We start from the raw sequence: 11,248 nt of genomic DNA on the forward strand, positions 1-11,248 counted from the left end.
TTGGAACTACCTCTCCTGAATCACTTATGAGCCAGGCTGGAGAAACGCCCGAGGTCAAAAGCAGCAGACTAAAGGCTGTAATTTAGGGGCGGTAGCTTAGACACAGCTCAGGAGCCATGCGACCACGTTAGGACGCAGCGATTATCCCAGTGGACTGATTCCTCCAGCAAACGAACGCCCAGCATTGGGGGACTTGCATCGTAAGGCGAAAGACAGGTTGACGGGGGCTTGATAAAAGCTGTCTTGCCGCTGTTAAGCGTGAAAAAGAGCAAAAAATGGGTGTCAAGCGAGCTCTTCCTGGTGTTAGATATAGACTGGTAATGCTATGATTTAACTTTGATTTTCATTTTGCGGTGATGAAAATGGGGCTGAGCTATATGGAAGGCTCTGCTAACGGGTTAGCACCGCCATTACTGTTAGCACCCACTTTACGCATGGCGCGAGACATGGAACTTATAGATCACTCCAAGCCAGTCATTGAGGACAAAGAGTTCTCCTCTGATGTTAGAGATCAGAACCTATCGCAGCAGGTATTGAGGCGTGTCTTTGCCGTTAATAGGACCTTTGTTGGAGTCAGTTTCAAACAATCAGAAATATCCGAATGCTACTTTCGCAACTGCAGGTTCATACGGTGTGATTTCACCGGCACCAGCCTTCGCCGCTCAAACTTCCGCGGGTCTCAGTACGAAGAGTGTAAGTTCCAGTACTCGACATGGGAGCATACGCAGCTAGATGAGGAGTTTTTGGATAACTGCCTCCCCAGTGAAGAAAACTTAGCTCGTGATCTTGTGCGCTCCCTTCGTGTTAACTTCGGACACATTGGGAACTACTCAGCCGTTAACAAGGCTGCGTCGATTGAAGTAATGCTTACCGGGGAGCATCTTTTTCATGCAGCCTACTCAAAACAGTCTTACTACAGATCGAAGTACAAAGGTTGGGCCCGGGTACTTCACGCCATCCGCCATGTTCGCTGGAAAGCGCTTGACTTGCTTTGGGGTAACGGGGAAAGCATCGCTCGCATCCTTCTAACTGGCGTATTTACTGTTTGTTTTTGGTCCAGTTATCTCACGTGGAATAATCCGCAGTTATCTTGGTCACAGTCACTGGTAGAAGTTGCATACGCATTCTGGGGAGTTAGTGGAGGTACATCGATACCCAGCCACCAAGTAGCGCTCCTAACAATAGTTAGGTTCGTACTGTTCGGGCTTTTCATGGCCATTTTGGTGAAAAGGCTGGCACGTCGATGAGTCACGAAATCTACTTGTTTGGCTCAATCTGTCGAGGGGAATCAACACCCACGTCAGATGTCGATGTACTGGTTGTTCCATTTGAAGTGGATAGCTCCAGGTTTCCCCAGAGCTGGAGTGTCTATTCGCCCGAACTGCTTGCAGAGTACTTCAAAGAAGGGAGGCTCTTCGCCTGGCATCTCCACCTCGAAGCGAAGTGTGTATACAGTTCGCGCAGTGAGTCATTTCTGGCAAGCCTAGGGCCTCCCGCTCCATATTCGACCATCGTTGATGATATTGACGATTTGGATGCATTACTCAATGAAGCACTTACAGAACTGGCTTCCGGAACGGAGAACGTAATTTATGAACTGGGCATTGTCTATACGGCGATCCGCGATCTAGCGATGTCAGTATCTTGGTCTTTATTGGGGAGCCCATGTTTTTCGGCGGATGCTCCATATCGCCTACCTCTTGCTCAACCACTTCCACGCGATGTATATCATCAAACCATGGTGGCAAGACACGCCTCGACCCGTGGCTCCCAAGTGAATTTTGACCCTTCGATCACTGCAAAAATTGTTACGAACGCTTCACTTGAAAATTGGGTGGCGTCGCTGCGAGAAGCTATATGAAAAATACCTTCCTCAACAGAGTTTCGGCGGAACGCAAGGTGCTAAAAATAGTAAACACCTTATTCTCAGGGAATCTTCAACTGGCCGGACTATCTCAAGCTGCCTTGCTCCGCTGGGAGTCTGCTGTGGGCCAAAGTCGCGTGGCCAATGTGCTGCCACTTTTAACGGACCTTGCAGAGCACTGCCAGCGGCTATCTGATAGGAGCAACGAAACATTTATGCCCATCGAGGAGGTGCAGGCTATCAAGATAGCTGAGCAGCTTGAGGTGCTGGCTCTGGAGCTGAGTAAGTGCCGGTGAGGGCTAACAAAGCTAGGCAAAGGAAGCGCCAAAGCTACGTTTGTTTTTGGCTCGTTACGCTACCGTTCCACTCAACCCAAAAACAACTACGCTTCGCCGCCCCGTGCTGATGGCGTTGGGCATCTATCTACCGTTATCCGTCGAGAACTCAAAGTTGACCAGAAAACTTACTGCGCTAGCTATCGGAAATTCGGCCTATCCTGGTGCCGCCTTATCCAACCCTGTAAATGATGCCGAAGACATCTCTGCAGCACTTGCTGCTCTTGGGTTCTCGGTAGTGAAGCTGACGGATGCAAGGATTGAAGAGGTTGATAGAGCCATATCGTCCTTTCGTGACAATCTAAACAGCAATGACGTCGGACTTTTTTACTTTGCTGGTCATGGAATGCAAATCGCGGGCGAGAATTACATTACAGCAGTGGATACAAAGTTTGCTGATGAAACAGCAGCAAAATATTCTTCATATCCACTAAATCAGTTAATTGACGTAATGGCTGGTTGCTCCAACTCTACGAACCTAATTATTCTTGATGCTTGCCGCAATAACCCTTACGTCAGAGCTTGGAATCGCGATGCGAGTGTTAATGGATTGGCACCTGTATTTACCCCGAAAGGTACGTTAATAGCATTTGCCACATCACCAGGTGAAACTGCCGCTGACGGTGTGGGTCGAAATGGCTCATACACAGAGTCATTGCTTCGCCATATCAATACGCCAGACGTCCCGATAGAGGATGTGTTTAAGAGAACTAGAAATACCCTTTCGGTGATTACGTCGGGAAAGCAAACATCTTGGGAACACACTTCTTTAACAGGTGATTTTGTCTTTAATGCCAGCATTGGTCGCCAAATAACCATGTATTCGAGCGATGCTTTAGCTGATAGCAAATATCTACTTACCAATACAAATCCCTTAAGAAGCGTGATAACGGGCCTAAAGTCTCACGACTGGTACATCCAGAATCCTAATGTTGATGCACTAAATGTCGCGTTGCTCGGCTCGGCCGACAACGATGCTCTTTTTGTACTTGGCAGAAATATTTACCAAGCAGCCGTTGGTAGCTCCCGCACCGCAATTGCATATCTTCGTGATTTTAGAAACAAAGTCAATGGACTCGCTCCGGATAAGGTGAAAGCATTCTTGGATGGAACACTTTTTGAAATATTTTTCAACTCAAAGGGTGAGCTTCGAAGGGACTTCAAGATATCCCTCTTTAATACGGTATTTGAACTGAGTGAATTTCCAGAATTTGAGCCAAGCTTTGAATTTATTTCTGATGCGCTCATCAATTACCCAAATCGGTTCTACGTAGTCCCAGGGAAAAAACGGACTGTTACGGTTGATATTTCCACCGTCCAAAATGAGAAGGACGAAAGCGTTATTACTGGCGTCTTCTTCGAGGGATTCAACATCCTTCGCAGGTCAGATGACCCGATGGCTGTGTTCTTTAAAGACAAGCCATCTTTTTATCCAACTAGCCTTGAGCGTCTAAAAGACCAGATTTCTATGGAGATGGTTATACCTCTCGCCCAGCTGACACTGAACCCGACAATGCCTATTTCAGCCAATGGAATGCTATTGCCGTCCTACCATACCGTTTCAAAGTAGTTGATAGGGTTCTGTGGAGATTTATGCTCAACCATTACACCGGACCTTGTGCATAAAGTCGCACAAGGCCGGTGAATTCAAACGTTAGAGGTTACTCATGGAAGTCAGTAACGTCATAGAGATAGATTTCAGCCAGAAGCTCGAAATCAAAATTAATAATCAGAAACCCGTCGTCCTCACTGACCTTACGATGTCCCTGCTCGGTATTAATCAGCAATACCAGCGATTCATCGAATCTGAAACAAACCAAGATTACGATGCGAGCACTGAACTTTATATAAAAGAAGTCCGCACAGGCTCAATAATTGTTGAGCTCGTAGCGCTTGCGATGCCAATTGTTCCATTAGTCTGGAGTGGTGGTTCGCTTTCAGAGTGGATAACCCAAGCTAAAGCAGTCATCGAATGGCTACTGGGGAAAATGGATACACCACCAAAAGAAGTATCCAAACAAGATTTGAAGCAATGGAAAAACATTTTAGAACCTGTAGCAAAAGACAATGGCTCACAGCTTAACTTTACCGTGTCTGACGGTGGCACGGTAATTAATCAGTTTTTCATAAACTCTCAAGAAGCCAACGCAGCTCAAAACACCATTCAACGCCAACTCGAACGTCTTGAAGAACCTGAAGACCATATTCAAAAAAACAAGGTAATGTACTGGTATCAAACAAAATTTGATACCGAATCACATACTGGCGACAAAGCAACGATAGAAGATATTTCAAAAAAACCGCTGAAAGTAATATTTGAGAATAATGCGGTGAAAGAAGCCATGCTTGCAGGGGATGAAAGGTTTTCTAAACCTTGGCACAAGCTTGCATACGTTGTCGATGTAGAAGTCCAAACGATAAATAGCGTGGCAAAAATGTACACTATTCTTCGCTACCATCAAGAGCATACATTTGACCCGTCAGAGTAACGCAACCTCTAACTAAAGGTTCAAATCGCTCAGTTCGTTCGCTGGGGCCAGCTAAAGCCAGCCCCTTAACCAAACGTTATACATACGAGCATATATTGAGGGCATGATGAGTTGGAAGGAATTTCTTCTTGAGGCGTTTCGAATTTATCGAGGCACTTTGGTTTCAAAAGTTGTTTTGGCGATCATCACGCTGGCAGCAACGCTTTTAGGGGCATCACCTTGGTGGAGTTCATTTTTGACTCCAATCATCGAAAAGCACTTTGACGTCAAAATATCAGTTCCATCTATCCCAATTGGAATAGTGCTTCTTGTGTTGGCTGTGGCTCTCACTCTGCTTGAGATGTTCCGGCTATATCGCCTTGAATCTTTGAAGGTGCAAAGCGACTCTATTTCAAAAGAGATGCAAGCAATTCAAAGCGACGACGCATTCTTTCGCCTTAGGTCAGAGTCAGAAAAAAGCGCCTTAAGCATTCTCCGACGTTTAATCGACATGCATATCGACATTCATGGTTCAGACCCAGTACTTACTCCGATTGGAAAGCAAGTCCGTTATGGAGACGAAGAAGCCGTATATAGATATATCGATGCAATTATTGTTGGCCAAACATCACAACAGACTAAGCAGGATTTTTTTAGCTTGGTTGGGGACGCAACGGGCCATCCCCTTGCCTACAAATTCGTGCGTGTCTATGAAGGCCTGATAAAAGAGGCAGAGTCAAAGTCTAAAACGCATCTCGTGCATGGAACGCCGCTGTTTCAAGCTTTCTCAAATATCACTCATGCAGCAATGCTACCAATTAGAAAAAAAGCGTATTGGGAAGAGTATGTATAATAATTCGTTTCAGCGGACCGCTTTCGGCTCCCGCTGAACTCAAACGTTAGGATGAAGAGTAATCCAAGAACCATGCCTGATGTATGAATGTACACGGCGCAGGAGGGTTTCGATACCAGCCCCGCCGAGATGTCGGCGTCATACATCTCTTTGAACGCGTCCACGATATCTCGCGTGCTCAAACCCTTGGCGTAGAGGGCGAGGATCTGGTCGTCCATCTGGGTCAGGCGGGTCTGGCCCTTGCGGACAAACTGAGGCTCGAAGGAGCTGTTGCGGTCACGAGGCGCCTGGATGGTGACCTCTCCGTGCTGTCCTTTTAGGCGCTTAGTGGAATAGCCATTGCGATTGTTGACGGTCCCGCGGCCTTGTGGAGCGTGTTTCTCGTAGCCCAGATGCTCGTCCATCTCGGCATTGAGCGCGGTCTCGACGGTAAGCTTGATCAGCTGTTGGGTGAGGGTGCCGAGATCTTTTTCAGATTTGATGTCTTTGGCCAGCTCAGCGGCCAGTGCTTTGAGTTTGTCTTGGTCCATTTGCTTACCCACGAAGGTATCCTTTTGAAAAAGTTACTTATTCGTGGGCGGTTACACAATTGGATTTACAGGCTCGTTATCAACTCACTTTCGCCATTCAAAACCATTTTTTTAGAGCACTACGAACATCTTTTATCATCAGGTTAACTTCATCACCCTTATTTTCGTCTTTATATTGAACCCCAGCACCTTCTCCAAATGATTTTCCTAAAAAGTTGCCCATGGCCCCTCCGACTGCGGCACCAAGCACTGTACCAGGCCCTGGTACTACAGAACCAATTACAGCCCCCAATTTTGCCCCAGCTAATGCTCCGCCTACTCCACCTACAGTTTTGCCAATTCTAGCCTCTGTAGTATCAAGTTTTCCGACTACGCCACCTGATGACCAGTTATACACTACCAAAGAGTCGAATTGTTCTAATAATATTTCAAGAGATTCTTCATCATGATTATTGCATAACAAGCCTTGCTCATCGATATAACCATTCGTGTATGCATGTGCACAATAAATAGCATTGTTGATAGCTTCATCGCTAACACCACGATTTAGCATCTCATCGATGGCAGCCAATACGATCGGAAGGCCGTCACGCTGTATAATCGGCCTAGCCCTCAAGTACTCGTTGGAATCCTCAATCTGTTTTACCGCAACTCTTGCCATCAACCTCAATGGGTTATTCACCATATTAAAGCCGTAGCTAGCATGTTTGACTACGTTTGTTATTTCATTACCATCAATAATTTTTTGAAAAATAATAGCAGCAGCATCGAAAGAACAGGCAGGAAAGAGAGATTCAAATTCAGAAAAAACCCCTCTATCATCGTCAATAAAATGTGATATTAACTGAATGCAATCAAGTGGGGCTCGAGCAACATTCATCGTATCAGCTTCATCGATAAAGGAACGGCTGCGTTCTGTTAATAGTGTATATGTCGATGCATGAATACGTTGTAGAACATCCATAGAATATATTTCCTATATGATGATGTCGGACAAGTCTTGGCTAAATTCAATTTTCCCGGACATATAAGCCTTTGCAAGTTCGTGTGCTAACCCACTTTCACCAATAATGCTTTTAACCAATCCATGATCATCACACATATTGACACCTAGTAAAGTGTCGTATGAATGTATAGCGTGACCATCGCCCCCCAAAAAATGGCTATTACCTAGTTGATCTTGATAACTGGTTCCTGTCATATGTCCTTGTCCATCAAAATGGGAAGCTGTTCCATCCTGATGTTCCATTGTTCGCTCAACCGGGGATGCTTCAAAAGGCGCATAAGTAATACTGCCCATACCATATGCATTCGGACACGTTAAGCCAATTAATTGGCCATTACTGTAAAAACTCTGCGTACCAAAACGAGTTGCCATCTTGATAAATGCCATATCATTGGCTCCTTATGCCTACTCTATATCTATGTAAACATTATGGATTAACGCTAACAAGATTCGGCACATAACTCAATGAGGGCCATGGGGTCCACAGTATCTTCCATGACTGTCCGGGAAGCAGCCCCTCTGCGATAACCGGGATTCGGCTCACGACACAACCTGTATCACGTAGAGTTGGCAGGGAGGGCACGTGTTGTTTGTAAGAAGTGGGAGTCATTTCAGGGGAGGGAGGCGTACTTTGCTATCGGTTGTCAGATGAAGCAGCGGAGCAGGAGGCGGGGATTATTAATCCCGAGCTCGGTGAGGAACCTTGCCAGAGATTGACCAGAGACGCATAACAAAAAGGCCTCGCATTGAAAGCGAAGCCTTGCAGGGTGTGCTGTCCAGCGCTGTGGTATGAAAAGTGTCATGAGGATTTTCAATCCCCTGCTCTACCGACTGAGCTATCTGGGCAACGGCGCGCATTAAACCCTTTCCAGCGCAGAGTGTCAACCATGATGGCACGATAAAAAGCGCGTTCGCTCAACAACCGAACGAAGCGGCCATTTATTATCCACCTCGGTCCCGTTTCACGCACTTGCTGGCCTCTGAACACCCTGCTGTCTGCGCCAATATGATGGAAATTCGAGGTTCAGTGGGTCAGCCGCATTGAGCCGAATCCACTCTGCGAGTATGCTTTGCCGCAATGATACCGCCTGGAGGCAACATGAGTCTGAATATGCAAGAGTGGCGTGATGAGACCACCGAGATCGTCAACGAACTGCTGGCCGATGGCAGCAATCCCGATGCGGATTACGACATCGAGCACCACTTCGCCTGCCAGGATTTCGATCGTCTGGAAAAAGCAGCGGTTGACCTGTTCAAGGCCGGTTTTGAAGTGACCGATGCCGAAGAGATGGAGCTGGATGACGGCGCCACCATCTTCTGCTTCGATGCCACCATCGAGTGCAAGCTGAATGTCGAAGCGATCGTCGCCGATATCGCCAAGATGCTGCCCATCCTGGAAAAATACGGGGTGGATTACGATGGCTGGGGCACCTACTTCCAAGATTGATCCTGCCTCCATCGTAAAACAACAAGGCCACCTTGCGGTGGCCTTGTTGTTTCTGACGATCTCTCACACCAGATAGCTGGCAGCGAACTCCGCCGGCGGCAGGGGGCGGCTGAACAGATAGCCCTGTAACCGATCACACCCCGCCTCGGTCAGCCACAACTGCTGCTCGGGCGTTTCCACCCCTTCGGCAGTGATCCGGATCCCGAGCTCATGGCCCAACCCGATGACTGACCGCACGATAGCGGTGGTCGCGCTATTGCTGGCGAGCCCCTGAGTGAAGCTGCGATCCAGCTTGAGGGTCGCCACCTGCAAACGCGGCAGATAGGCCAGCGAGCAGTAACCAGTACCAAAGTCGTCGATGGCCAGCTGAAAACCGGCGGCAATCAGGTTGTCGAGGTTGGTCTCAATCTCGTCGGCGTTCTCCATCAGTACCCCTTCGGTGATCTCCAGCTCCAGTTGACTGGCCTTGAGACCATGGCGGGCGATGCAGGCAGAGACCCGTTCACAGAGCGTCGGATCACGGAACTGTAGCGGTGAGAGGTTGATGGATAGCACCATATCCGGCTGCGCAGTTTGCCACTGCGCCAGCTGGGCACAGCCCTGCTCCAGCATCAGCTGACCAAGCTGACCGATGATCCCCATCTCTTCCGCCAACGGAATGAATTCGTCGGGGGAGATCATCCCAAGCTCGGGATGGGGCCAGCGACAGAGCAGCTCGGCGCCGTGCAGTCTGTGAGTACGGGTACAGATGATGGGCTGATAGACGGCAATCAGCTGGGCGGACTTGATAGCGAGCGGCAACTGGGCGGCGATCAACTGACGCCGCTTGAGCCGGGCATGCAGCTCGGGATCAAACAGGGTGCAGTACTGCTGCTGCCGTTTGCCCTGCGCCAGCGCAGCCTCGGCATGGCTGAGCAACCGCTCGGCATCGCTTGCCCGCCCCTGGGCCAGCCCCAGAAACACCGGTATCTGGATGCGATGATCTTCCACCTGATAGTGCTCCATCAACTGCTGCTGCAGATGCTGGCTCCACCCCTGCAATGGCTCGTTGAAGTCGGGCAACAGCAGGCTGAAGTCATCGGCAGCGACCCGACAGAGCAGGGAACGCGGCGGTACCAGCTGCTGCAACCGCTTGGCCACCTGGCTGAGCAGGCGGTCGGCAATCCGGATGCCGAAGCGATCGTTGATCTCACGAAAATGGTGCAGATCGACCAGCACCAATGTGGCACTGCGACCCCCAAGATGGCGACTGGTCTGCAAGAACCGGGAGAGTTTGAGCAGCCCGGTCAGACTGTCGTAGTGCTGCTCCTGCTGCAACTGCGCCTGAGTTGTGCGCAGGCCGGTGATGTCACGCCCCAGCGTCAGGATCCCGAGGGAGTGGCCGTCACCATCGGGGACATCGACCCGGGTGATCTCCATGTGTCGCCCCTGCCCGCTGGCATCCAGCAGACAACACTCGCCATGACCCATCCCCTGCGGCGCCGCCAACCGGAACGGCAGCTGCTGACCCAGCACCTCATCCGCCCCTTGGCCGATAAAGTCGAGAAACGCCTGATTGCACTCCAGCAATACCCCGTTGTGATCATCGAAACGGATCAGATCAGGAATGGCATCGAGCAGAAAACGCTGCAACAACTGCTGCTTTTTGACCGTCTGTTCAAGACTTTTGCGCTGGGCAATCTCGTTAACCACCCCGAACACTGCGCAAGCTTCCCCCTGCGGAGTGTAAAGAGGCACCTTGTGCACCTCCATCCAGCAGGTATTCCCGCCCCGGTTGCAATGAAGCTGCTGATACAGCATCGGCACGCCTCCGGCAAGCAGCTGCTCATCCTCACTGCGAAAGAGATCGCCCCAGGGCATATCTGCATCTGTCTTGCCGACTACCTCGGCAGGCGAATCCAGCTTGGCTTCACGGGCGAACTCACGATTGGCGAACAGGTAACGCCCATGACTATCTCGACAGAAGATACTCATTGGCAATTGGTCGATGATCTGCTGCAGCAGATCCGGGGTGAGCATGTTGGTCACAGGGGTGCTTATGGAGGAATTTCGAGCAAATCTATGATAGCAAACCAATTTTGTAAAGCACCCCGATCACCTCCCCATAACATCGAACGCTGGATGGTTGCTGACAGAGATTGTCGCTCCGGCGATAATAGGCGCCGGTTGGCCAATGGCCTGGTGATATGGACGAGAGAAACAAGATGAAAAAGATTATGGGGAGCGCATTGGCGCTGCTGCTGGTTGGTTGTGCTGGTGACAATAACGGCGGTGAGGAGTATCGCTACAACCCGCCAATTGCCAAGGCAACCAACAACACTCAGGAAATGGCGATCCCGGTGGATCTGGTGTGGGCTCGCGCCGAGAAGTGGTTCACCGATCACGGCCTCACCATCGAAAACAGCCAGCGTGGTTCCGGCCTGATGACCGCCAACGTCAACCAGTCAGCCGACGGGCTGGAGTGGCTGGACTGCGGCACCATGGGTTCCAAAGTTGCACTGGGCAACCCGAACCTGCAGATCAACCTGATCATCACCCAGAGCGGCAACAGCAGCGTGGCCACCGTCAATGTCAAGGGCAACACCGAGCTGTTCTTCGTTGAATCCTCAGGCGAGCGCGTACCGGCCCCGTCCATCAAGCCGGTCTGTGTCTCCCGCGGCACCCTGGAGCAGAGCCTGTTTGCCACCCTCGGCAACTGATTTCTCTTCCCTGCAAAGATAAAAAAAGCGGCAGATTGCTCTGCCG

The 11,248-nt window shown here is 49.7% G+C and carries 11 protein-coding genes and 1 pseudogene; 8 read left to right on the forward strand and 4 right to left on the reverse strand.

From position 1 onward, the window contains the following. The first annotated feature begins 446 nt into the window (after window positions 1-446). The 6 genes from I6L47_RS22650 (at window position 447) to I6L47_RS09515 (ending at window position 5,520) form a co-directional block, all read left to right on the forward strand. Window positions 447-1,247 carry a pentapeptide repeat-containing protein gene (locus I6L47_RS22650; protein WP_216949195.1) on the forward strand — a complete coding sequence of 267 codons (801 nt, stop codon included), beginning with the start codon at window positions 447-449 and terminating at the stop codon, window positions 1,245-1,247. Beyond that, the gene (locus I6L47_RS09495; protein ID WP_216949196.1) at window positions 1,244-1,861 is read left to right on the forward strand and encodes a nucleotidyltransferase domain-containing protein; all 618 of its coding nucleotides are present in this window, start codon (window positions 1,244-1,246) and stop codon (window positions 1,859-1,861) included. Before I6L47_RS22650 ends, I6L47_RS09495 begins: the two co-directional genes overlap by 4 nt. Further along, window positions 1,858-2,160 carry a hypothetical protein gene (locus I6L47_RS09500; RefSeq protein ID WP_216949197.1) on the forward strand — a complete coding sequence of 101 codons (303 nt, stop codon included), beginning with the start codon at window positions 1,858-1,860 and terminating at the stop codon, window positions 2,158-2,160. The genes I6L47_RS09495 and I6L47_RS09500 overlap by 4 nt, the downstream gene beginning before the upstream one ends. Window positions 2,161-2,314: 154 nt before the next feature. Then, window positions 2,315-3,769: a caspase family protein gene (locus I6L47_RS09505; protein ID WP_216949198.1), complete on the forward strand. Its 1,455-nt coding sequence runs from the start codon at window positions 2,315-2,317 to the stop codon at window positions 3,767-3,769. A gap of 97 nt (window positions 3,770-3,866) precedes the next feature. Further along, the gene (locus I6L47_RS09510; RefSeq protein WP_216949199.1) at window positions 3,867-4,688 is read left to right on the forward strand and encodes a hypothetical protein; all 822 of its coding nucleotides are present in this window, start codon (window positions 3,867-3,869) and stop codon (window positions 4,686-4,688) included. A gap of 103 nt (window positions 4,689-4,791) precedes the next feature. Next, window positions 4,792-5,520: a hypothetical protein gene (locus I6L47_RS09515; RefSeq protein ID WP_216949200.1), complete on the forward strand. Its 729-nt coding sequence runs from the start codon at window positions 4,792-4,794 to the stop codon at window positions 5,518-5,520. Window positions 5,521-5,627: 107 nt separating this feature from the next. Here the strand turns inward: I6L47_RS09515 and I6L47_RS09520 are convergent. The 3 genes and pseudogenes from I6L47_RS09520 to I6L47_RS09530 all read right to left on the reverse strand — a co-directional run. Then, window positions 5,628-6,050: pseudogene (locus tag I6L47_RS09520) on the reverse strand (transposase); the annotation flags it as partial. A 97-nt stretch (window positions 6,051-6,147) separates the two neighbouring features. Then, entirely contained in the window at window positions 6,148-7,014 is an 867-nt protein-coding gene (locus tag I6L47_RS09525) for a glycine zipper domain-containing protein (RefSeq protein ID WP_005348376.1), read from the reverse strand. A gap of 12 nt (window positions 7,015-7,026) precedes the next feature. Then, complete coding sequence (locus I6L47_RS09530; protein WP_216949201.1) at window positions 7,027-7,443, reverse strand: hypothetical protein; 417 nt, start codon at window positions 7,441-7,443, stop codon at window positions 7,027-7,029. A gap of 724 nt (window positions 7,444-8,167) precedes the next feature. Between I6L47_RS09530 and rraB the strand changes: the two genes are divergently transcribed. Beyond that, complete coding sequence (gene rraB / locus I6L47_RS09535; RefSeq protein WP_026034893.1) at window positions 8,168-8,503, forward strand: ribonuclease E inhibitor RraB; 336 nt, start codon at window positions 8,168-8,170, stop codon at window positions 8,501-8,503. 63 nt (window positions 8,504-8,566) lie between these two features. Here the strand turns inward: rraB and I6L47_RS09540 are convergent, their stop codons facing one another. Beyond that, window positions 8,567-10,522, reverse strand: a complete 1,956-nt coding sequence (locus I6L47_RS09540; protein WP_216949338.1) for an EAL domain-containing protein — start codon at window positions 10,520-10,522, stop codon at window positions 8,567-8,569. 185 nt (window positions 10,523-10,707) lie between these two features. On the opposite strand from I6L47_RS09540, the gene I6L47_RS09545 reads away from it, so the two are divergent. Beyond that, complete coding sequence (locus I6L47_RS09545) at window positions 10,708-11,202, forward strand: hypothetical protein (RefSeq protein WP_005335330.1); 495 nt, start codon at window positions 10,708-10,710, stop codon at window positions 11,200-11,202. Window positions 11,203-11,248 lie beyond the last annotated feature (46 nt).

Source organism: Aeromonas sp. FDAARGOS 1417 (assembly GCF_019046985.1).
Lineage (GTDB): Bacteria > Pseudomonadota > Gammaproteobacteria > Enterobacterales > Aeromonadaceae > Aeromonas > Aeromonas veronii.

Excerpts from the sequence above, each read along its gene's own strand:
- I6L47_RS09525 (WP_005348376.1), bottom strand. The coding sequence starts at position 7,014 with ATGGATGTTCTACAACGTATTCATGCATCGACATATACACTATTAACA.
- I6L47_RS09545 (WP_005335330.1), top strand. The coding sequence starts at position 10,708 with ATGAAAAAGATTATGGGGAGCGCATTGGCGCTGCTGCTGGTTGGTTGT.
- I6L47_RS09510 (WP_216949199.1), top strand. The coding sequence starts at position 3,867 with ATGGAAGTCAGTAACGTCATAGAGATAGATTTCAGCCAGAAGCTCGAA.
- I6L47_RS09495 (WP_216949196.1), top strand. The coding sequence starts at position 1,244 with ATGAGTCACGAAATCTACTTGTTTGGCTCAATCTGTCGAGGGGAATCA.
- rraB (WP_026034893.1), top strand. The coding sequence starts at position 8,168 with ATGCAAGAGTGGCGTGATGAGACCACCGAGATCGTCAACGAACTGCTG.
- I6L47_RS09515 (WP_216949200.1), top strand. The coding sequence starts at position 4,792 with ATGATGAGTTGGAAGGAATTTCTTCTTGAGGCGTTTCGAATTTATCGA.
- I6L47_RS09540 (WP_216949338.1), bottom strand. The coding sequence starts at position 10,522 with ATGCTCACCCCGGATCTGCTGCAGCAGATCATCGACCAATTGCCAATG.
- I6L47_RS09530 (WP_216949201.1), bottom strand. The coding sequence starts at position 7,443 with ATGGCATTTATCAAGATGGCAACTCGTTTTGGTACGCAGAGTTTTTAC.
- I6L47_RS22650 (WP_216949195.1), top strand. The coding sequence starts at position 447 with ATGGAACTTATAGATCACTCCAAGCCAGTCATTGAGGACAAAGAGTTC.
- I6L47_RS09500 (WP_216949197.1), top strand. The coding sequence starts at position 1,858 with ATGAAAAATACCTTCCTCAACAGAGTTTCGGCGGAACGCAAGGTGCTA.